This is a genomic window from Flavobacterium sp. AC267 (assembly GCF_979258715.1).
Window position 1 is genome coordinate 3,938,151 of record NZ_OZ409875.1, and the last position, 22,886, is coordinate 3,961,036.

Below are 22,886 nucleotides of genomic sequence, written 5' to 3' on the forward strand. Positions count from 1 at the left end.
AGATAAAAAAATATGTCTAAGCAATAACGTAATTAGATTTATTTTTCCCTTTTATACTGCGAAAAACTCTTATCACAAAAATTATAATTCAAGGAAAAATATTCTTTAAATTACAGTAAAAAGATAGGAAGCAAAAATTAATTTACTCCCTATCGAAACTACAAATTCAAATTATTTTATATTCCTTTAATTATAACCTGGGTTTTGTTTTAAATTACTATTTGTATCCATCTCCGATTGCGGTATTGGTAGAATACTTTTAAAATCACCATTTGGTGTATGAGAAAACCATGATTTTTTAGTAAAAACTCCAAAACGAATTAAGTCTTGTTTTCTATGTGCTTCTCCAATAAACTCCCAAGCAAGCTCATCTAAGAAACCTCCATACTGAATATCTGCTCCTCCTTCTAAATTGGTAATAACACCAGAAGCATAAGTTCCGTATTTATAAACACTTCCTCCGTTAAGTTTAGCTCCTGAAACTGTCGCTTTACCTGGATTTGTGTTTTTAAAATCTCTTTGTCTGACCTGAGAAACTATTAAAGTCGCTCCGTCGGCATCTCCTGATCTTAATAAACATTCTGCTTTGATCATAAGAGCATCTGTGTATCTGTAAAAAGGAACATCATTACTTGTCTGTCCCATATCTCCAGTGCCTATTTCATATTTAACTAATCTATAGCCTTCATTAGGTTCGCGACTATTTACATTTGTCATATAATTAATGTACTCAAATTGTACACCGTCTACCATAATTGGTTCGCCTTTGCTTGTAAACTGCTTCCCTCCTAACCAGCAGTCCTTTAATCTTTGATCATCTGAGTCATAAGTATCAATAAATTGCGGGATACCTCCTGTTCCGTTCCAAGGACCGCCGCTCATTTCGAACGTTGCCTGACTAGGTGCCGCTAAAGATTTAAACGGCCAATAACTTCCTCCTGTTTTTACTTGATCAAAAGGAATTGATAATATTTCTTCTGGAGAGCCCTCGTTTTTAATTTTAAAATTATCAGCATAATTAGTCGCCAAACTAAACTTACCACTGTTTATAATGTCATTAACCTCGCTTAAAGCTTCATTCCATTTAGGAGTACCTGTGTAAACTTGTGCATTTAAATATAATTTTGCCAAAGTCATTTTAACTGCCCATTTGGTAACTTTTCCATACGTATCTGTATTATTTTCTTCACTTAAAAATGGCATAGCAGTTTTTAATTCACTTTCAACAAAATCATACACTTCCTTTCCTGTATTCTGCACAGGCAGATATCCTTGAGGATTAATAAAAGAAGTTACAATTGGAACATTTCTAAAATTATCCAGCAAGAAATAGTAATAAATAGCTCGTAAGGCTTTCAACTCCTGAATTACTTTGTCTTTATTTGTAATGCCTTCAATTTGTTCTATTTGATATATTGCTCTATTTACACTGTTTACTCCTGTGTACATATACGACCAGTTACCCTCTGCATGAGGAAGAGTAGATCCCCATGTATGCTGATGCATTGTAATGTAATAATCTCCCCAGCCAATACCATTGCGTCATGGGGTTACCAACAAATCAGATGACTCTTCATACAAATCATGCAAACCATCCCAATTCCAGAAAATCCCTCTAAATGAGGTATAAGCCGGCGCAACAATACTCGCTAAATCTTCTTCAGTTAATACTGTGCCTTCTGCAGTTATTTTATCATAAACTGTCTCGTCCAAATTTGTACATCCAGTCGCTAAAAGAAGTAAGCCAGAAATAAGGATTTTATATACTATATTTTGATTTTTCATCTTTATTTTTTTTTAAAAAGTTACATTTAAACCTAAAGTAAAACCTCTTGTAGTGGGATATTTATCTCTGTTGTCTAAACCTTGCGACAAAACATTATCTCTGGCAATTTCAGGATCCAGACCTTTATACTTTGTAATAACAGCTAAATTATTTGCTGATGCATATACACGCATTCCGCTGATAAATGTGTAAGGCTTAACATCAAAATTATAACTCAATGTAACATTATCCACTTTTACGTAATCTCCCTGCTCCAGATAGTAACTAACGTATGTTTGGTTATAGTTTAAAACCGCTTTATCATATACTTTATCAAATGCAGAACTTAACATGTTGTAATTTATCGTCGGATTTTCATAGAACATACGCTGAGAATTCAATATTTGAAAATCAAAAGCTCCAGTCATTACAATACTTAAATCAAATTTTTTGTAAGTAAATGTATTAGTCCAGCCTGCAACATAATTTGGTATTCCATTACCTAAATACTGTTTATTAGAATCATTGTACAAATCTGGTGTCAATGTTTTTCTTGTACCATCTGCGGTTTCAATAATCCATTTTCCATCATCGGTAATATCAACTGATTTCAATCCCCAATAATTTCCAATAGCCTGCCCCACTTCTAATCTATGTGTAGTAAATGAGATTGGATCTCCAGTATCTCCCGTATTAATAAAGTTTCTATCAATACTATACAAATCATTTGAAAGACTTGTTAATTTATTTTTATTATGAGAAAAAGTCATAGACGAATTCCACATAAAATTTTCGCTCTTAACTGGAATTATATTTAGCAGAACCTCAAAACCTTTATTCTCCATTTTTCCAACATTTGCAGTAATACTAGAATATAAATAGGGAGGTGTCGGCACACTATAATCCCATAACATATCGCTTGTTTTTTTGCTGTAGACATCAAAACTTCCGCTGATTCTATTATTTAGAAAACCAAAATCAATACCCACATTTACCTCAGCTGTTTTCTCCCAGCGTAAATCAGGATTCGGATTACTTGCCGGTACTAATCCTTTTACCCATTTTCCGTCATTAAAGAAATAGCCGTCGTAATTGTACAAAGTTTGAGATAAATAAGAATCTGTAGGTATTACTCCTGTTACACCATAACCTGCTCTTAATTTTAAGTTGTTTACAGCAGAAACATCGCTTAGAAAAGACTCTTTATTAATACTCCATCCTGCAGAAACGGCAGGGAAATTACCCCATTTATGATTTTGACCAAACTTAGAAGATCCCTCTCTTCTAATACTAAACAAAAGATCGTATTTATTATTAAAATTATAATTAACTCTTCCGAAGAAACCAATTAATTTATCATCATTTTTATAACTGCCCATAGATGCTTTTCCGTCAGAAAGAGCATTACCCGCTCCTAAATTATTATAAGAAAAGGCATCTGTAGGAAAATCAAAATTAGAAGCAGAAAAACCTTCATTAACAGTATATTGATAACTGTAACCGCCAAGTAATGTAAACTCGTGCTTATCGAATTTTTTATTATACTTAGAAGTGAATTCCACGAAATCCCTGTCTGTCTGCCCAGTATTTCTTGAAGCTACTCCATTTCTTCCGTTTATTGTATTAGAGTAGTGTTTTTTGCTTTCAGAATATCCATCTAAACCTGAATTTTTATTTTTGGCAAGCAAAGCGCTTACGTCCCAACCCGGCAATAAATCTAAAGTTAAGTTAGCTGTAAACCTCTGCCAAGTACTTTGTCTGTCTTGATCTGTTTCATTTAAGATTGCAACTGGATTATAATACTGAAATCTATTGGTTTCTGCATAAGTACCATCGGGTTTATACACAGGAGCAGTAGGGTTTCGAATCATAGCCTGTCTGTAAGCATAACCTGCTACATCAGGATGTATTCCCATTTTTTGTGTTCCATTCAATAAGTTCAAATTAATTTTTAATTTATCATTGAACATTCTATGATTAACATCAAATGAGAATCTATATTCTTTATTAAATGTACCATTAAAAACCCCTGTTTGATCTACATAATTTAAATTTACTGCATAGTTTGTTTTTGCAGTTCCTCCTTTAAGATCTAGGTTATGATTTTGAGCAAAACTGCTTCTTGAAATTTGATCCAGCCAATCTGTAGTTGCGCCCTCATCTGTAAAAGGAACTTTAACGCCTTGTGAAATCAAACTTCTTAACCCCTGCCGCATCTAAAAAATCTGCTTTCTTAGCAAAATTAGATACTGTAGTAAAGGTAGAATAGGTAATCGTAGGTCGCATCTCTTTATTAACCGTTTTTGTAGTAATTAAAATTACTCCATTAGCTCCTCGTGTTCCGTAAATTGCAGTGGCTGAGGCATCTTTTAATACCTCAATTGAAGCAATTTCATTTGGAGAAACAGTATCGATGCCGCCAGGCACACCATTAATTAAAACCAAAGGAGCAGATCCGCTTTTTAAAGAAGATATACCACGTAATGAAATATTTGGTGCGACTGAAGGATCTCCAGAACCGCCGCTAATTGTTAAACCGGCAACTTTTCCTTTTATAAGATCCGAAGCATCCCTAATTGCGCCTCGCGTAAAATCTTTTTCTTTGATACTGGCAATAGCACTTGTAACTCTTGATTTTTTCTGGGTACCGTAACCGACTACAACAACATCAGATAGTCGCTCTACACTTTCGCGCAGCACTATCTCTACCTTATTATTTGTAACGGTAACTTCTTGAGATATAAAACCCACATAGGAAACAACCAATTTAGAATTTAGTTTTTGAAGTGTTATTTGGAAATTACCATCAAAATCTGATAATACAGCATTATTAGATGTATTCTTTTCTATAATTGATACCCCGGAAATAGGTCCCCCATTAATATCTTTTATAGAACCTTGAATCTTTGTTTGTGCAATGGAATTCAAAAACATTAAAAGAAAAAAAATGGTAAATCCCAGTTTTTTCTCTAACAGTTTATTTCCAAAACTTTGCAATACTGAATGGTTAGTAAAATTCATAGCTTTTTGGTTTTTTGGTTTTTGTTTAGTTAAAATATTCTTCTTTTCAATACACAAAATATTCAATTGTGTATTTTAAACACTTGTAAAGTTATATGATAACCAATCTCAAGAAAGCCAACAATTTATCCGAAAGCTGTATTATATTATCCTCTTATTGCATTTTTCTAATCAAAACAGAATAAAAAAATATTATTTAAAAAAAAGATGTTAATTCTACAGATTAAATAACACCAAATTATTCAATTCACTAAATAAACCATAATACAAAACACCTAAAATAATCAAATAATAAAATTTATTCAAAAAAAATGAGATATTGGCAAAATTAAAGCCCATCCTAATTAATAACTATTAATTGAGATGGGCAGTTTGGTATTTTAATAAGTAACCGTTAAGAAAAAAAACGAATACAAATGAATCCCTTTTTTTATAAAGAATTAAAAGCTTTTATTTCTTTATAAAGCAGTAATACTATTTATTGTCTTTATTTACAAAATAGTAATAAATAGGTATTCCTAAAAGTACAATAGCTAATCCTGGAATTGAAGAATTGTATTTATAGATTAACAGCATAATACAAATAGTTAAAGCCGAAATTATATAAATAAAAGGCAGTACTGGATACCCAATTGCTTTGTATGGGCGCGCTAAATCTGGTTTTGTCTTACGAAGTCTAAAAATTCCTGCTATAGTTAAAATGTAAAATATTAAAACAACAAAAATTACATACTCCAAAAGTTCATTATATTTCCCGCTTAAACAAAGTACTGATGCCCAAATACACTGCATCCATAATGCTTTTTCCGGCACTCCATTTTTATTCAACTGTGCTATTTTTCTAAAAAACAACCCATCTTTAGCCATAGTATGATAAACACGTGCGCCTGAGAGTATTAAACCATTATTACATCCAAAAGTGGATACCATTAATAATATCGCGATAATATAAGTTCCTGAACTTCCAAAAATTTGCTGTGATGTCGCTACACCCACACGATCGTTTTCGGCATGTGCAATTTCGTTTATAGAAAGAACCGACAAATACATCATATTGGTCGCAATGTAAATTATGGTAACAATCAATGTGCCTAGGAAAAGACTTCTCCCAATATTTTTAGAAGGATTTTTTATTTCGCCAGCAATAAACGTAACATTATTCCATGAATCACTGCTAAATAAACTGCCCACAAGACTTGCCGCTAAGGCTCCCATAACAGCAAATCCGGAGTAAGGAACCAGCGTATTTCCTTCTAATTTATTTATAGAAAAACCTGTACTCCAATTTGCTTTCCAGATATCTGCTTTTGCGACGAGTATAAAACCAAAAATGATAAGTCCGAATAACGCAATTAATTTTACCATGGTGAAAATGGTCTGAATTATTTTTCCTTCTTGAACTCCTCTTGTATTGATATAGGTAAGAAAAACAACAAGAATTATAGAAGTTAATTGTGTCGTGGATATTTGTAGAAAATTTAAGTTTATAATAATATTGTTTTCGCTTAATGAAGGAAAAACATACGCCGCAAATTTGCTAAAAGCAACACCAACTGCTCGCGATTGAACCTGTTTGTATAACTGCAAAAAAACTCCAGCCGTATAAAAAACCTGTAAGTGAATTGAAAGATTCTTTTAAATAAACATACTGCCCTCCAGCCTTAGGAAACATACTGCTTAATTCGCCATAACTTAAAGCTGCAGCTATTGTAAGAAAACCAGTAAACAGCCAAATTAATAATAAAGCACCTGCTGAGCCTACATTCCGAATTATGTCTGCACTAACGATGAAGATTCCTGACCCAATCATGGAACCAGCAACGATCATAGTAGCATCTAATAATCCTAATGATCTTTTGAAATTATTTTTTTTTGTTGTTGATTCCATATTTTTTGTTTTTATATTGAATGAAAATCTGTTAAAAAAGTTTTATCTACCCAAATCTTTCCACTTCAAAAGCATCTACATTAATACTGGTGGCTTTTCTATGCACTAATTCTGAAACCAATTTTCCTGTACCTGGACCAAGACTCAGTCCCATCATGGAATGTCCAGTTGCAACAATAACATTATTGTATTTTTTTATTCGCCCAATGTAAGGGAGTCCATCTGCCGAACAAGGTCTGTAACCATACCAGATATTCTCATCTGCTGGTTTCTGAATATCAAATTCTGGCAGGAAATCTTTAACGGCATTCAACACGCCGTTAATACGCTCATATTGAGGTTTTTCGGTTGTAGGCACCACCTCCATTGTACCTCCAAATCTAATTTTATTACCATCCATTGGTGCTATTGCTACTCTCCCTTCTGCAAGAATCATCGGATGATTGACTTTATAAATCGAATCTTCTAATGTTATAGAATAACCTCTTCCCGGCATAAGCGATATTTTAGTATTTACTAAGGCGGCAATTTCTTTGGTCCATGCTCCCGTTGCAATCACAATTTCATCTGCTTCATAAGATTGCTCGTTAGTAATTACTTTTTTAACAGCACTATTTTCCTTTTCAAAAGAAACAACAGTTTCTCCATATTTGAAATCAACACCATTTGCTAGTAAATGCTCTTTTAAAACTTTCATTAATTTATTTGGATAAACATGCGCATCACAATTAAACTGGACAGCTCCTATTGCATTTATTTTTGTCTGGGGCTCTAATGCCTGCAAGGCGGAATAGTCCAATAAGTTTACATCGAGACCTAATTCTTTTGCTTTTGAAACAGTATGCTCAGCGTGTTTAGCAACTCCTTCTGTCTGAAAAACTTCCAGCATTCCTTTGTGTTCATATGCAAATTCAAATCCTGGAATTTTTTTCCATTCTAAAAATTCATTCTGACTCAATAACGATATATCTCGAAGCGGAACAGCCGATTTGCTGACATTTGTTTCTGTAGCACTTTTTACAAAATTAATTCCCCAATCTAGCGACTGCTTTATTCAATGAAGGCTTGACATAAAAAGGACTTTTAGAATTAAACATCCATTTGAATCCCTGCCACACTATTCCGGGTGTCGCCAATGGTATAAAATGACTCGGACAAACGTATCCTAAATTACCATAGGAACAATTGTTTTCGAAATTGTCTTTATCTATAACGGTAACCTTACAGCCGCTTTGCTGTAAATAAAATGCCGAGCTAAGTCCTATAATTCCTCCGCCTATTACTATTACATGTTTCATAAATGTGCTTATATCTAAAGTTTGTAAAATTTCCAACTGGTTTTAAAATCTCTCTGCAAGGACTGATTGGTTAATAGTGCTCTTAACAATTCTATTGGCATTGCATTTTCTCTCAAAATAGCATCATGATATTGCTGATAAGTCATTTTTCCGCTTGTGACTAATTCTTCTTTTAATGCAGTAAACTGCAATCCTCCCAACATATAGGCAATTTGATATAATGGACTATAACCGCCAACAAATGACCGGCGCACTTCTCCCTCCGCATTGGCGCGTTCGTGTCCCACTCGGTCTACTAAAAAATCGATGCATTGTCGCGGGCTCCATTTTCCTAAATGATAGTTTAAAGAAAAAATAATTCGTGCACATCGATGCATTCTCCAAAACAGCATTCCAATTTTATCCTGCGGTGTCTGAGGAAATTTCAAATCCCATAACAGCATTTCCCAATATAATGAGTTTCCTTCAACCCAAAATGGAGTATCAAAATGGCGATAGGCTTTGTATCGATCTCTCATAAATTGCCGCAAATGATGACCTGCAATTAATTCGTGATGAATGGTAGCTCTAGAAAAATTTGGATTATTGCCTCTCATACTCATCATTTTCTCGCTGTAAGACATAGTGCTTGTAGGGTAAGAGATGATAAGAGATTCACCGCCTAGAAAAAATGGATTTATTTTCTGCGCTTCGGGCGACATCATATACATTCGCCAGCTTTCTTCTGCAATTGGCGGTATTGTTAAAAGATTATGGAGTTTTAAAAAATCTACAGACTGATTGTACAAATCAAGCATTGCCTGCGGCTTGATCTCCGGGCGTAACAAAAGAATTTTTAACTTTCTCCTGCGCCGCTTTCCAATTATCCCCAAAGCCCATTTCGCGGGAAGCTTTTAATAACTCCGCATCACACCAGGCAAATTCTTTATTGGCAATAGCTACCAGTTCTTCTGGTGAATAAGGTATAAATTCTGTTTGCGACTGACGAATTAATTCTTCTCTTCCTATGGGATTTCCAACTATACCGCTTCCATCCTCTTTTTGCGTACTAGTATCTTTTCTTTTTGATTTTAACAGAATTGCATATTCTGCCAAAGCCGCATCAACTTCAGTATACGTTTTAGGAACCCACCAAGAGAACAAGGGATCGTAACCATTATAAAAGTCAAAATAGTTTTTCAAAATTTCCTGTAAACCTTTCGCATTTAAAACAGCAAATTCTGAAGAAGCTTTATCCAGACCTTCTATTTTTGCCGCACTTTTGATTTGTTCATTGATTGCTTTGCGTAAATCTTCTAATTCTTTTGCGCCTATTTCTCCATTAACTTTAATTCCTCTTCGGCGTGGTTTTTCTAAGGCATAAATTTTTTCGTCAAACGGAAAATAGCTTTTTATCTTGTTGTATAATTTTTGCTGTTGTACTAGCTCATATTCTTCATTACTTAAATTTCTGCTAAATAAAATATAATCTACTTTGCCATTGATATTCATAGCGTCGAAATTTAATCCCTCCAGTACTTTTTTATAATCTGAAATTAATTGTAAACGTCGGGTTCTTCGTTCGGGAGTATTATAATTATTCTCATCGTATGGTATTCCAAAAGTATCAGCATTACTATTGGCAAGATAAAACCGCATTATGCTTCCTTTATCGGCTTCATAATGCACCATTGTATTGTTTACTTCGCTGGTTTGCAAATACAAATCTGAACTGAAATTCTGTCCAAAAAATAATGCAGGCCATAAGACAATTAAAAACAATACAAGAGAAAAACGAATTCTATTTTTTTTGGTTTTAATCATGGTTGGTTTGGTATAATTAAATGATTGAAAGCGATTACTGATTTAATTCATTATTATTTCGACTAGGAGGATCTACTCCTAATAAATGCTTTACAAAAAAATCACGTTTTCTTTGTCTTCCATAAGGTCCGCCATCACTATGACCAACACTTGGAAGAGGCAGAAATTCGAACGTTTTTCCCGCTTTTATCAAGGCATCGGCAACGCGATAAGTAGATTCTGGAGGCACATTTTCATCGGCTTCTCCAATTACTAACAGTAAATTTCCTGTAAGTTTGCCCGCATTGGTAACATTAGACTGTTCTTGATAATGCTCTCCAACAGGATATCCCATCCATTGTTCGTTCCACCATTGTTTATCAACCCGATTATCATGACAGCCGCAGTGCCGCCACTCCAGCTTTGTAAAATTCTGGATGAAACAATAAACCTCCTAAAGCATTTTGCCCTCCAGCAGAAGTACCATACAACCCTACTCTAGAATCATCGACATACGAATATTTTTTTGCCAGAGCTTTGATCCATAAAATTCGATCTTCAAAACCAGCATCTTTTAAATTCTTCCAGCAGACGTCATGAAAAGCTTTTGATCTATTTGCCGTACCCATGCCATCAATTTGCACCACTATAAATCCTAACTGCGCTAAACTCTGCATTTCTGTAGTGTATCTATCCATAAAATTTTTTGGAACAAAAGAATCCTGCGGACCTGCGTAAATACTTTCGATAACAGGATATTTTTTATTGGGATCAAAATCTGCTGGACGGCATATTATACCCCAAATATCTGTAACACCATCTCTGCCTTTTGCATGAAAAGGTTCTGGCAGAGACATTCCTGTAGCTAGATAAGCCGCAAGCATCTGATTTTTCTAGATCTATTATTTTTTTTCCATCTGAAGTACGATGAAATTCAATGCTCGTCGCTACATTAGACTCTGAGTAAGAATCTATGTAATATTGTTTATTGTTCGAAAAAGTAACAATATGGTTCCCTTTTGAAGGGGTAAGATTTACTAATTTTTTTCCATCAAAACCTATACGGTAATAGTGAACATAGTAAGGATCTTCATTCGGATTCATTCCGCTTGCCGAAAACCATATTTCTCTCTTTTTTTCGTCGATGCTGTCTATGCTTCGAACAACCCATTCGCCTTTTGTAATTTGTTTTTTTTCTTTACCCGTTATAACATCAACAAGATAAAGATGTCTCCAGCCGTCTTTCTCTGATGACAGCACAATTTCATTACTCTCTTTAAGATAGTGCGTAAACAATCTTGATTCGTAAATAAAAGAATTTGCTTTTTCATCGATTACAGAATGGCTTTCGGCAGTTTGAGCACTAACTTCAAAAATTCTAAATCTTTGATGGCCTCGATCTACTTTTTCGAAAGTGAAATAACTAGGATTATCTTTTCGCCAATGTAATTCTGGAGCATCAAAAAAATCAATTATCGGTGCGTTTACTTTTGCTGTTTTTTGATTTTCAACATGAAACAAATACATTTCATAAGTTGTAAAAGGATCTCCCGGCTGTTTATAGGGCTGTGAATGCAATTCTCCGCGAGTAGTATTGGCAACCGATGTTAAAACATAATGAACTGGTAAATCGACAACGGGAGTAATATGATATCCCACAATATATTTACTGTCTGGAGCCCATGCTAGAGAGCCGTATGGTTTTTCTTTTGTTCCATCTTTGGTAAATTGCATTGGATCTCCTCCAGCAACTGGTTTAATAAATACATTATTATCTTTTATAAAAGCGAGCCATTTTTTATTGGGTGAAATGCTGTCTGTACGAAAGGAATTCCATCTTTGCCACTGATGATTTAAACTAGGATACTTAGTAACATCTTTAGGAAGAGAGGTGATTTTTTGAATGCTGTAATCTGAAAGCTTAACCTGATAATAGTTTTTATCATATTTTAACGCTATTGATTTTGTTTTCGCATCGTAATTTATACTGTCTAGAAGTAGGCTTTTTTCGGAGCTTTTATTTCTGTTATAAAACTTAAAGTTTTTTTCAACTTTGGTTCATCAAACAAGGTACTTTTTACTCCTTTTTCTGCATCGACCAAGATATATTCAGTAACACTATCTTTTAGAACATTCACATACCAAAACGATTTTCCATCACTTTGCCATTGTGGTTTTATACTAGTCTTAAAAACAGTATTTTTAACTGTCGCATCCAGTTGTAAAGCTTTTTTATAACGTTCTAAAATTTCGGTTTTAGAGGGGCGATATTCCGTCGTTTCTTTATTTTGCGCATATAAGTTACAGCCCAAAAACAATCCTAAAAAGGCAAGAATGCTTATTTTATTTTTCATAGTTATCCAAATACAAGGAGACTTCCCTATTTATAATTATAGAAACAAAATCTGTCTGCGAATAGAACAAGGTCGCCAGAAAGCAGACTATAAGCCTATTCGCAATACGTAAACAAATTGTAGAAAATAAAAAACTGTTAATTCAGGAAATTGAATTACAAAACCTGAAATCCATGTGCGTATGGATCATCTTCCTCATCAATTATGATGGTGTTGTAACCATATACTTTGGCCCATCCTTGAATGCTGGGAACAATTGCCTTAAGATCGCCTATCGAAGTTTCTTCTTCAATTCTGCCGACAAATTTACTTCCGATATAACTTTCATGTATAAATTCGTCTCCTTTTTTAAGCGACCCTTTCGCATGCAATTGCGCCATCCTTGCCGATGTACCTGTACCGCAAGGTGACCTGTCTATCGCTTTATCTCCATAAAAAACAGCATTTCTTCCTGATGAAGTCGGATCCAATGGTGTGCCTGTCCACAACATATGACTCACATCTCTTATGGTATCATTTTCAGGATGAATAAACAGATTAGGATATTTTTCGTTAATCCTTGCTCTCACAACCTGACTGTATTGAACAATCTTACTGGCTGTAAAATCCTGAATTCCTGAAAAGTTTTGTCGCGGATCTACAATTGCATAATAATTCCCGCCATAAGCAACATCAAAAATTAACTCCCCTAATTCTGGGCAGTCTATGGTTAAATTTTCAGTCGCTAAATACGATTTTACATTCGTTAATTTAACCCATTCTACTTTTTTATTAACCTCTTTATATTCAATTTTGACAAGTCCCGCAGGAGCTTCCATATTGATTTTTCCTGGAATTTTTGGACTTATTAATCCTTCCTCGATGGCAATCGTAATTGTACCAATTGTACCATGTCCGCACATAGGCAGACAGCCCGATGTTTCGATAAACAGAATACCAAAATCGTTTTCAGGATTACTTGGCGGAAATAAAATACTCCCGCTCATCATATCATGTCCGCGAGGTTCAAACATTAATCCTTTGCGAATCCAGTCATATTGGCTTAAAAAATGCTGTCTTTTCTCGCTCATGTTCGCCCCTATTAAGTTTGGACCGCCGCCAGCAACAACTCTAACAGGATTTCCGCAGGTATGTGCATCTACACAAAAAAAGTTTTTTTAGCCATAATTAAATTAAATCTCTTGTTTGAACATTATTAACTAATCTGGAAATTCCAAGCGGATTTTCATTTTGAAGTGCCTCAGGAAGCTTATTGTTTGGCCAATTTTGATAACTAAAAGGTCTCACCCATCGCTTAATTGAGTCAATTCCAACGGCAGTAAACCTAGAATCTGAAGAAGAAGGATAAGGCCCGCCATGCACCATTGCCGGACAAACCTCAACCCCTGTTGGCAGTCCGTTAAAAATTATTCGCCCAACACGGTTCCCTAAGGCATCTATAACTTCTTCATAATTTTCAATCTCATTTTCTTCGGCCAAAATAGTACCAGTCAGCTGGCCTTCTAATTTTTCTATTATCGTTACCAGTTCAATTTCGTCTTGACATTGCACTAGTATTGAAAAAGGTCCGAAAACCTCTTTGTGCAAAACTGGATTTTCTAAAAAGGTTTTGCCTGAAACGGTCAGTATTTTTTGCGAAGCATAATTCGGATTTTCTGTTTGAGAATATTCTGCCACAACTTCAATTCCATTTTGCGAACTCAACAGCTGATTATTGGACTGATAATTTTTATAAATAGACGGGTTTAACATACAGCTTGGAGAAATTTTTAAAATTTCAGCCGAAAGCTGATCTGCAAATGTTTTTAAATAATCACTTTTTATTCCGAGTATCAATCCAGGGTTAGTACAAAACTGTCCTGCTCCTAATGTAATGGAACCCGCACTTGCACTGCCCATTTTTCAGAATTATGCTTCAAGGCCTCCGGCAGGATTACAACAGGATTTATACTTCCCATTTCTGCAAAAACCGGAATTGGCTCCTCACGCTGTGCGACCAAATCATATAAAGAACGACCTCCTTTTATACTTCCTGTAAATCCGACTGCCTTAACCAAAGGATGCTTTACCAATTTGACTCCTATTTCAATACCGTCGCTATTTAAATTAGAAAAAACTCCTTCTGGCATATTCGTTTTTTGAGTAGCTCTAATAACTGCCGAGGCCACTAGTTCTCCAGTACCTGCATGCATCGGATGACTTTTGACAATAACCGGACATCCAGCGACCAATGCAGATGCTGTATCGCCGCCAGCAGTAGAATAAGCGAATGGAAAATTACTGGATCCAAAAACAACTACCGTTCCTAAAGGACGCATCATTTTACGCAGATCGACCCTAGGCAATGGTACTCTGTCAGGAATAGCGGTATCGATTGTCGCCTCTACCCACGAACCCTCAGTCGCTAAATCAGCAAAAGCATTTAACTGTCCGATAGTTCTTCCTCTTTCGCCTTCAGCGCGTCCTCTAGGCAGACCAGATTCCTGACAATATACATCTAACAAGCTGTCTCCTAAAGCTGTTATTTCCTCGGCAATTGCTCTTAGGAAGAGCGCTTTTTGTTTACCAGTACATTTCTGAAATGTTAAAAATGCTTTATCAGCAAGAGTTGCCGCCAATTCTATTTCTTCATTACTTGCTTCGGTGAACTGCCAAGGATTATCTCTGTTTTCCTGCGGATTAAACGTTTTGAATGTTTTATCGCCACTGGCTGACAGCTGACTTCCTATGTAATTTTTTCCAGTAATCATGTATTCGTTATTATAGGGTTAAGTAATTCTAAAATTGAAAAAAATCAGTTTGACTACAGGCTTTTATATTCTGGCAGTACAGGTCTATTTTTTAATGAATTTTCTATGATAGCCAAAACACGTTTTCTCTCATCTCCCATTAGTGGTAATCTTGGCGCACGAACATATTCCGTTCCTAATTCTGTTCCTACCTCAGCCAGCTTAATATTCTGCACTAACTGTGCATTAATATCAAGTTCTAATAGAGGCAAAAACCAACGGTAAATAGTCAAAGCTTCTTGAATTCTTCCTGCCTTCGCTAATTTATAAATTGCAACTGTTTCTTCTGGAAATGCATCTACAAGCCCTCCAACCCATCCGTCGGCGCCCATTAGTAAACTTTCAAGACCTAATGTGTCAACTCCTGTAAGGACTTTCAGCCTGCTTCCAAATCGATTGATTATTCTTGTTACATTTGAAATGTCTCTTGTAGATTCTTTAACAGCTTGAATATTATCTAATTTTAGAAGTTCTTCAAACATGTCTAAGGTTACCTCAATCTTATAATCAACTGGATTATTATAGATCATAATAGGTAAAGAAGTATTTTTCGCTACTTGTGTAAAATATTCAACAGTTTCGTAATCTGTAGCTTTATAACGCATTGGAGGCAAGCATCATTAAACCTCTTGCTCCATTAGCTTCGGCTTTGTTTGCCGCTTCAATAGCGCTGCGTGTTGTTTGTTCTGCAATATTCATTATCACAGGAACCTTACCATCAACTATGCGGACAGTTTCCAGAATTAAAGCTTGTTTTTCTTCTTCTAAAAGTGTACTTGCTTCACCTAAAGTTCCTCCAAGAATAACGCCCTCTACTCCAGCATCTAATTGATAAGTAAGATTTTTTTCAAACATTTTAAAATCTAAAGTGTCTTCAGCTGTAAAATTTGTGGTAACAGCTGGCATTACCCCTTTCCATTGAATATTCATAATTTTTCTATTTTTATTTATTTCAAAGGTATCGAGGGGTACTAAAAATTTCATCTAAGAATATTATCAAAAACCTATACAATATTATCTCATTTATAAGATTTTAACAAAAACTAGATTAATTTTAATCCATCTTTTATTAATTTTTATATCTTTCCGTAAAATATAAAAAATAATTACGCAATGAAAGTTTTTCCATTTAAAATCCCGAAATCAAGTGAAGAAGCATTTATTTATCAAGAAGACTGCGAAACTATTTTTTATGATAAATACCATCAGCACGAAGAAATTCAAATTAGCTATATAAAAAAAGGAGAAGGTAAAATTTTAGTTGGTGATATGATTACCGAATATCAAAAAGGAGACATTATTATATTAGGAAGCAATTTACCACATGTTTTTAAAAGTGATATTACTGAAAGTAAAGGAATGTCTGTTATGTACACTGTTTTCTTTACCGAAAATGGTTTTGGTAAAGGGTTTTTCAATTTACCAGAATTAAATATAGTAGAGCCTTTTTTTACCGCTATTAAAAATGGAATACAAATTAGAGATGCAAAACCATCTATTATAAGGAAATTTAAAAAGTTTAAAGAAGTTGATAAGTATGACCGCTTTATTCTTCTAATGTCTATGCTGAAATCTTTTAGCCAGTCAGACAAAAAACATCTTTCTAATTATGTTTTTAATAAACCCTTTACCGACGCTGAGGGGAAACGAATGCAGATGGTTTTTGATTTTGTAATGACACATTATCAAAAAAACATCACCTTGGATGAAATTGCCCAGATTGCAAACATGACAAAAAATGCTTTTTGCAAATATTTCAAAACACGTACTAAAAAGACTTTTTTTCAATTTTTGATAGAAATAAGAATCGAACATGCTCGCAAAGCTTCTTATAAAAAACAAAGAATTATCGATAATCGAAATTTCTGAATTAAGCGGTTTTAATAACATTTCAAATTTCAACAGAAAATTTAAAGAAATCAAAAAGAAAACCCCTTTTGAGTTTAAAAACTCCCTTATTAAATCCTAATAGCTTTCGGTATTTTTTAAGTAATATTCTATTATATATTGATAATAAAAGTCTAGCTTCAATCAACTAAATCTGCATACTTTTGAAAATCTACACTTTTTTCTTGTAACAAAAAGTTTTGCGACATGTGACTAAATTTTTAAACATATCAATCTTAAAATACCATGATTAGAAAATATTTCACTCTTGTTTTTTTGTGTTTTAATTTAATTTCTTTTGCACAAAAAACGAAAACGTATACGCTTTCAGATACATTAAGAGGCAGTTTGACTCCCGAAAGACAATGGTGGGACGTGTTACGTTATGATATAGTTGTAAAACCCGATTACGACAATAAATTAATATCTGGCAGTAACAGTATAACGTACAAAACCGTTCAGGAAAAAAAGCAGTACTAAAATGCAGATCGACCTGCGACTTCCTTTGGTTATTGACAGTGTAATTCAATCTGGAAACAAATTAAGTTTCGCAAAAGAAAATGGTGTTTGGTATATTAAAACGCCTAAATCTAAAATTAGAACCACTAATAAACTTTCTATATTCTATCACGGAAAAGTTCATGAAGCAGTACGAGCTCCTTGGGATGGCGACTGGATCTGGACTAAAGATTCCCTGGGCCGTCCGTGGATGACGGTCGCTTGTCAAGGTTTGGGTGCATCTGTATGGTATCCCTGTAAAGACCACCAAAGTGACGAACCTGATAAAGGCGCCAGTTTAACAATGATTGTTCCCGATACATTAACCGCAATCGCTAATGGCCGATTAGAGTTTAAGAAAAAAAATAATGATGGAACAACCGCTTATAAGTGGGCTGTCGTAAGTCCAATAAGTAATTACTGCATCATTCCATACATTGGAAAATATGTCAACTTTAAAGAAACTTACAAAGGTGAAAAAGGCTGACTTAGACCTAAACTATTGGGTTTTGGACTATAATTTAGAAAAAGCAAAAAACTATATGCCAAAAGAAGTGCATAATATGTTAAATGCATTTGAATATTGGATGGGACCATATCCTTTTTACGAAGACGGTTATCAGCTGATAGAAACATCACATACAGGAATGGAACATCAAAGTGCTGTTTCTTACGGCAATCACTATAAACCAGGATATCGAGGAAATGACGGTTCTGGAACTGGATGGGGAATGAAATGGGATTTTATTATTATTCATGAAAGCGGACATGAATGGTTTGGCAATAATATAACAACAAATGACCTAGCCGACATGTGGGTGCATGAAGGGTTTACTAATTACAGCGAAACTCTTTTTGTCGATTATATCTTTGGCAGACAAGCGGGTAATGAATATAATGCAGGAACTCGTCAAGGAATAAAAAACGACAGACCAATTATACCCGATTATAATGTCAATGCACAAGGAAGCGACGATATGTACCCTAAAGCAGGAAATATGCTTCATGCAATTCGACATGGAGTAGATAATGACACCTTATTTCGAGAAGTAATCAGAGGCTTAGGAAAAGAATTTTATCATCAGACTGTAGATTCAAAACAGATCGAAAATTATATTTCTGAAAAGCTTCATTTTAATTACAGTAAAGTTTATGACCAATATCTTAAAACAACACAAATTCCTAGTTTTGAATTCTATTTTAATAAAGACAAAACCAAAGTGTATTACCGCTATAGTAACTGTGTAAGCGGTTTTAATTTACCGCTTACATTAAAAAATGAGAAAGAAAAAATCAAAATAATACCTACAGATCAATGGCAGAATGCTGTAATATCAAAAGATCAATTGTCTCTATTTGATGCCGCTTCAATTACAAAAATGTATTACATAAATCCTATCTTTGAAACAAACATAAAATAAAAATTCAATCCTTAACTAAAGTCTATTTCCACACAATGAAAAAAACAATCACTCTTTTTTTCTGTTTAATTCTAACTCTTCTTTTTCTAAAAGCCGATGCTCAAAAACTAAAATGGGCGACTAATAACAACAGTTATTACACCGTAGAAAAAGGAGAAATAATACAGTATGAATTACCCAACTTTACTCGAACTAAAATTACTGATGCCAAACAGCTTACTGCAAAAGGAAGCAATAACGCTCTGGAGATTAAAGACTTTGAGTTTAGCAATAATGAAAAATTAATTTTGATTTACACCAATTCGAAAAAAGTATGGAGACTGGAAACGCGAGGGGATTATTGGCTTTTTAACAGAGAAACAAATGAATTGCATCAGATTGGAAAAAGCAGGCCGGAATCGTCGTTAATGTTTGCTAAACTGTCACCAGACAACAATTCTATCGCTTATGTGAGCAAGCATAATTTATATGTTGAAGATCTTAGTTCCGGCAAAGAAACAGCTCTAACTGTGGATGGAACTGACCGATTAATTAATGGAACTTTTGATTGGGCTTACGAAGAAGAATTTAATTGCAGAGATGGTTTCCGCTGGAGTCCTGACGGAAAAAGTATTGCATTCTGGCAGATTGACGCTACCAAAATCAAAAACTTCTTAATGATCAACAATACAGATTCTATATATTCTTATACAATTCCTGTTGAATATCCAAAAGCTGGAGAAGATCCTTCGGCGTGTAAAGTTGGCGTGGTAAATATCGCGACACAGCAGACAACTTGGATGAAAGTTCCAGGTGACTCCAAACAACATTATATTCCGTTAATGCAATGGATTCCTGACGGTTCTTCTATATTGCTGGAACAATTAAATCGCAAACAAAACGAAGCTAAACTCTTTTTATGTGATCCCAAAAATGGCGAAGTAAATCAGATTTATTCTGAAAAAAACAATTCATGGATCGATGTATTAACAACTGAAAACGAAGGCTGGAAATGGATTAATAATGGAAAAGAATTTCTTTCATTATCCGAGAAAGATGGCTGGAAACATTTGTACCGAATCAGTAAAAACGGTAAAATAGAAACTCTGGTTACCAATGGAAAATATGATGTTATAGATATTAAAGCGGTAGATGAAAAAAGTGGTTTTGTTTACTTTTTGGCTTCGCCAGAAAATGCTACACAGCAATATTTGTACAAAACGGCATTAAACGGAAAAGGAAAACTCATAAAAGTATCTCCAGTCGCTGAAATCGGCACGCACACTTACCGCCTATCTCCTGATGCAAAATATGCTGAACATCGTTTTTCTAACCATAAAAACCAAAAAATATCAGAATGGATTAATATTTCTACTCAAAAGACAATAAAAGAAAATGACCGTAACATGACTGGGAGCGGTAATGTAGAAATGATTCAGATTACAACAGCTGATAATGTTACCCTTGACGGATGGATGATCAAACCAACTCCGTTTGATGCTTCGAAAAAATATCCCGTTTTGTTTTATGTTTACACAGAACCTGCAGGTGCAACTGTAAAAGATGCCGCTGGTTATGCTGAGACTTTTTTATATAATGGCGATATTGCAAGCAGATGGATACATCCAAATAAGTTTAGACGGAAGAGGAACTCCAGTTCCAAAAGGTACAGAATGGAGAAAATCGATCTACCAAAACGTAGGCATTATAAACACAAGAGATCAGGCGATGGTCGCTAAAGAAATACTTAAATGGCCATTTGTAGATAAAGATCGAATTGCTGTATGGGGATGGAGCGGCGGAGGCTCTACTACATTGAACCTTTTATTTCAATATCCTGAAATTTATAAAACAGGAATTGCTATTGCGACCGTTCCGAACCAATTATTATATGATAATATTTATCAGGAACGTTACATGGGATTACCTCAAGAAAATAAAGAACCTTTTATAAAAGGCTCTCCTATTACTTATGCCAATAAACTTCAAGGTAATTTATTACTGATCCATGGTACTGGCGATGATAATGTGCATTATCAGGGAGCGGAAATGCTTATTAACGAATTGGTAAAAAATGGAAAACAATTTCAAATGATGACTTATCCTAATCGTACGCACAGTATAGATGAGGGCGAAGGAACAACAGCACATCTATCTCAATTATTTACACAATACTTAAAAGAACACTGCCCTGGCGGAGGCAGATAATATCATTTAATACAAAAGTTAAAAAAATATGTTTAGTAGAGAAACTTATATAAATAGAAGACAAGTCTTAAAAAAAGCAATTGGTTCAGGTCTAATTATTCTTCCCGGAAATGAAGAAGTTGGAATGAACTACAAGGATAATATATATCATTTTAGACAAGACAGCAGTTTTTTATATTATGCGGGGATAGATCGTCCTTCTTTATTTTTAATAATCGATGTTGATGCCGATATCGAAATATTATTTGGTGATAATTTGACAATCGAACAAACCGTTTGGGTTGGACCACAAGACTCACTAAATAGTGATGCAGAAAAATCTGGAATTACAACCGTACAGCCTTTTTCTTTTGTAGAAGCTGTACTAAAAGATGCTTTACAGCAAAAACGTACAATCCATTTTCTTGCTCCTTATCGTGCGAGCAATTACTTTAAAATTAAGTTCATGGTTAGCTATTCATCCTAATGATATAGCAAAAAAATCATCCATTGCATTATCAAAGGCCATAATTGCACAGCGTTCTTATAAAACAAACGAAGAACTAATTGAGATTGAAAAAGCCGTAGATATAACTGCAACGAATGCATTTAAAAGCAATACAAAGCGCGCGTCCGGGAATGACCGAATATGAAATTGCAGGACAAGTTGAAGGCACAGCAATTAGTCTGGGCGGTCAGCTTGCTTTTCCGATAATTCTAACCGTCAACGGACAATACCTTCACAATCATGCTGGCAATACTATTTTGCAAGAAGGGCAATTAGTTTTATGTGATTCTGGAGCAGAAAACAACATGCACTATGCGGGAGATATGACAAGAACTTTTCCTGTTTCAAATACTTTTACAGCGAAGCAGAAAGAAATATATAATATTGTTTTGCAAGCCGAAGAAGTCGCAATAGCCACTCTAAAACCTAGAACTTTCTTTAGAGACTCACATCTCACCGCATGCAAAGAAATTTTAACTGGATTGAAGTCTCTTGGTTTGGTAAAAGGAGATTTGGATGAAGCCGTAGCCGCAGGTGCCCATACTCTATTCTTTCAATGCGGTTTAGGTCATATGATGGGAATGGATGTTCATGACATGGAAAATATAGGCGAAGAATATATAGGATACACAGATACTTTAAAAAAGAGTACTGAATTTGGGTTAAAATCCCTGCGTCTGGCAAAAGAACTTGAAGAGGGATTTGTCCTAACCGTAGAACCCGGAATTTATTTTATACCTGAACTAATAGATCAATGGCAGGCAGAAAAAAAACACAGTGAATTTATAAATTATGATAAAGTTCAAGACTACAGAAATTTTGGAGGTATTCGTATAGAAGAAGATTTTCTCATTACAAAAGAGTCTCATAAACTTTTAGGAAAGCCTCTCGCTAAAACAGCAGAAGATATTGAAGCATTAAGGAATTATTAGATTTATGAAATAGTCCTTTATAACATTCACATAAAAATTCAAAAAACCGTCTCAAATTATGAGACGGTTTTTTTTTGGAATTCATCTAAAAGTAAATACTGGTTAACTTTTACTAATTATCAGATAATTAAGTACATATAATTTTATTAAGACTAGTCTTAACTTAGTATTCAAAAGAATAAGAATTATTTTGAATCAAGTAAACTTATTAAAAAAAGTACAATTCTATAATGCCGCATATTTTTTTACAAACAATTAACAACCAAAATTTATCCTATGAAAGAAAGAAAATTACCCCGATTTTTATCTTTTCTACTTCTTGGCCTCTTTGTGTTAACAGCAGAAAATTTAAATGCTCAGACGAATTTAGCAATGCTAAGTTCAACAAAAGTTACTACATCTCATGTTTCGCCATGGGAAAGTCTCAGTGCCGTAAATGATGGTTTCCCCCTATTAGTTCTGATGACAGAACAAATCCAGTTTATGGAAATTGGGACGGTGAAGCGACCTACAACACCTATAATTGGATCCAATATGATTGGGATTTTGCCCATGAAATAAACAATGTCTCCTTATA

The 22,886-nt window shown here is 34.5% G+C and carries 21 protein-coding genes and 4 pseudogenes; 9 read left to right on the forward strand and 16 right to left on the reverse strand.

Translation table 11 applies throughout. The features are described from left to right. Positions 1 to 186: 186 nt before the first annotated feature. From ACZZ95_RS20805 to ACZZ95_RS20880, 16 genes and pseudogenes are all read right to left on the reverse strand, one after another. Positions 187 to 1,506 carry a RagB/SusD family nutrient uptake outer membrane protein gene (locus tag ACZZ95_RS20805; RefSeq protein WP_463470484.1) on the reverse strand — a complete coding sequence of 440 codons (1,320 nt, stop codon included), beginning with the start codon at positions 1,504 to 1,506 and terminating at the stop codon, positions 187 to 189. Positions 1,507 to 1,542: 36 nt separating this feature from the next. Beyond that, on the reverse strand, positions 1,543 to 1,785 hold the full coding sequence (locus ACZZ95_RS20810; RefSeq protein ID WP_463470485.1) for a hypothetical protein: 243 nt from the start codon (positions 1,783 to 1,785) through the stop codon (positions 1,543 to 1,545). Between the two features lie 12 nt (positions 1,786 to 1,797). After that, entirely contained in the window at positions 1,798 to 3,981 is a 2,184-nt protein-coding gene (locus ACZZ95_RS20815; protein WP_463470486.1) for a SusC/RagA family TonB-linked outer membrane protein, read from the reverse strand. Further along, complete coding sequence (locus tag ACZZ95_RS20820) at positions 3,941 to 4,786, reverse strand: TonB-dependent receptor plug domain-containing protein (RefSeq protein WP_463470487.1); 846 nt, start codon at positions 4,784 to 4,786, stop codon at positions 3,941 to 3,943. The genes ACZZ95_RS20815 and ACZZ95_RS20820 overlap by 41 nt, the downstream gene beginning before the upstream one ends. 474 nt (positions 4,787 to 5,260) lie before the next feature. Next, positions 5,261 to 6,674, reverse strand: a pseudogene (locus ACZZ95_RS20825) (APC family permease). A gap of 46 nt (positions 6,675 to 6,720) precedes the next feature. After that, positions 6,721 to 7,632 carry an NAD(P)/FAD-dependent oxidoreductase gene (locus ACZZ95_RS20830; RefSeq protein ID WP_463470488.1) on the reverse strand — a complete coding sequence of 304 codons (912 nt, stop codon included), beginning with the start codon at positions 7,630 to 7,632 and terminating at the stop codon, positions 6,721 to 6,723. Between the two features lie 67 nt (positions 7,633 to 7,699). After that, positions 7,700 to 7,972: an FAD-dependent oxidoreductase gene (locus ACZZ95_RS20835; protein ID WP_463470489.1), complete on the reverse strand. Its 273-nt coding sequence runs from the start codon at positions 7,970 to 7,972 to the stop codon at positions 7,700 to 7,702. A 14-nt stretch (positions 7,973 to 7,986) separates the two neighbouring features. Next, positions 7,987 to 8,769, reverse strand: a complete 783-nt coding sequence (locus ACZZ95_RS20840; RefSeq protein WP_463470490.1) for a DUF885 family protein — start codon at positions 8,767 to 8,769, stop codon at positions 7,987 to 7,989. After that, positions 8,762 to 9,775: a hypothetical protein gene (locus ACZZ95_RS20845; RefSeq protein ID WP_463470491.1), complete on the reverse strand. Its 1,014-nt coding sequence runs from the start codon at positions 9,773 to 9,775 to the stop codon at positions 8,762 to 8,764. Before ACZZ95_RS20845 ends, ACZZ95_RS20840 begins: the two co-directional genes overlap by 8 nt. 34 nt (positions 9,776 to 9,809) lie before the next feature. Further along, complete coding sequence (locus tag ACZZ95_RS20850) at positions 9,810 to 10,109, reverse strand: alpha/beta hydrolase family protein (protein WP_463470492.1); 300 nt, start codon at positions 10,107 to 10,109, stop codon at positions 9,810 to 9,812. A gap of 37 nt (positions 10,110 to 10,146) precedes the next feature. Continuing rightward, on the reverse strand, positions 10,147 to 10,611 hold the full coding sequence (locus ACZZ95_RS20855; protein ID WP_463470493.1) for a prolyl oligopeptidase family serine peptidase: 465 nt from the start codon (positions 10,609 to 10,611) through the stop codon (positions 10,147 to 10,149). Then, positions 10,526 to 11,740, reverse strand: coding sequence for a DPP IV N-terminal domain-containing protein (locus ACZZ95_RS20860; protein WP_463471728.1), 1,215 nt, complete (start codon positions 11,738 to 11,740; stop codon positions 10,526 to 10,528). Before ACZZ95_RS20860 ends, ACZZ95_RS20855 begins: the two co-directional genes overlap by 86 nt. A 5-nt stretch (positions 11,741 to 11,745) precedes the next feature. After that, a complete protein-coding gene (locus tag ACZZ95_RS20865; protein ID WP_463470494.1) occupies positions 11,746 to 12,108 on the reverse strand; it encodes a hypothetical protein in 363 nt (120 codons plus the stop codon). Positions 12,109 to 12,263: 155 nt separating this feature from the next. Then, positions 12,264 to 13,265: pseudogene (locus ACZZ95_RS20870) on the reverse strand (4-hydroxyproline epimerase); the annotation flags it as partial. Between the two features lie 10 nt (positions 13,266 to 13,275). Continuing rightward, positions 13,276 to 14,858: pseudogene (locus ACZZ95_RS20875) on the reverse strand (aldehyde dehydrogenase (NADP(+))). 53 nt (positions 14,859 to 14,911) lie between these two features. Continuing rightward, positions 14,912 to 15,827 (reverse strand): annotated as a pseudogene (locus ACZZ95_RS20880) (dihydrodipicolinate synthase family protein). Between the two features lie 183 nt (positions 15,828 to 16,010). On the opposite strand from ACZZ95_RS20880, the gene ACZZ95_RS20885 reads away from it, so the two are divergent. The 9 genes from ACZZ95_RS20885 to ACZZ95_RS20925 all read left to right on the forward strand — a co-directional run bounded on the left by ACZZ95_RS20885 (position 16,011) and on the right by ACZZ95_RS20925 (position 22,870). Further along, the gene (locus ACZZ95_RS20885; RefSeq protein ID WP_463470495.1) at positions 16,011 to 16,766 is read left to right on the forward strand and encodes an AraC family transcriptional regulator; all 756 of its coding nucleotides are present in this window, start codon (positions 16,011 to 16,013) and stop codon (positions 16,764 to 16,766) included. 264 nt (positions 16,767 to 17,030) lie between these two features. After that, positions 17,031 to 17,264: a hypothetical protein gene (locus ACZZ95_RS20890; protein ID WP_463470496.1), complete on the forward strand. Its 234-nt coding sequence runs from the start codon at positions 17,031 to 17,033 to the stop codon at positions 17,262 to 17,264. Between the two features lies 1 nt (position 17,265). Continuing rightward, positions 17,266 to 17,769: a gluzincin family metallopeptidase gene (locus ACZZ95_RS20895; RefSeq protein ID WP_463470497.1), complete on the forward strand. Its 504-nt coding sequence runs from the start codon at positions 17,266 to 17,268 to the stop codon at positions 17,767 to 17,769. Then, entirely contained in the window at positions 17,756 to 18,703 is a 948-nt protein-coding gene (locus ACZZ95_RS20900; RefSeq protein ID WP_463470498.1) for a M1 family aminopeptidase, read from the forward strand. Before ACZZ95_RS20895 ends, ACZZ95_RS20900 begins: the two co-directional genes overlap by 14 nt. A gap of 35 nt (positions 18,704 to 18,738) precedes the next feature. Then, positions 18,739 to 20,421, forward strand: a complete 1,683-nt coding sequence (locus ACZZ95_RS20905; RefSeq protein WP_463470499.1) for a DPP IV N-terminal domain-containing protein — start codon at positions 18,739 to 18,741, stop codon at positions 20,419 to 20,421. Further along, on the forward strand, positions 20,312 to 20,890 hold the full coding sequence (locus tag ACZZ95_RS20910; RefSeq protein ID WP_463471729.1) for an alpha/beta hydrolase family protein: 579 nt from the start codon (positions 20,312 to 20,314) through the stop codon (positions 20,888 to 20,890). Before ACZZ95_RS20905 ends, ACZZ95_RS20910 begins: the two co-directional genes overlap by 110 nt. A gap of 28 nt (positions 20,891 to 20,918) precedes the next feature. Next, on the forward strand, positions 20,919 to 21,356 hold the full coding sequence (locus ACZZ95_RS20915; RefSeq protein ID WP_463470500.1) for an aminopeptidase P N-terminal domain-containing protein: 438 nt from the start codon (positions 20,919 to 20,921) through the stop codon (positions 21,354 to 21,356). Positions 21,357 to 21,472: 116 nt separating this feature from the next. Further along, positions 21,473 to 22,309, forward strand: a complete 837-nt coding sequence (locus ACZZ95_RS20920) for a M24 family metallopeptidase (protein ID WP_463470501.1) — start codon at positions 21,473 to 21,475, stop codon at positions 22,307 to 22,309. Between the two features lie 276 nt (positions 22,310 to 22,585). Next, positions 22,586 to 22,870, forward strand: a complete 285-nt coding sequence (locus ACZZ95_RS20925) for a hypothetical protein (RefSeq protein ID WP_463470502.1) — start codon at positions 22,586 to 22,588, stop codon at positions 22,868 to 22,870. Positions 22,871 to 22,886 lie beyond the last annotated feature (16 nt).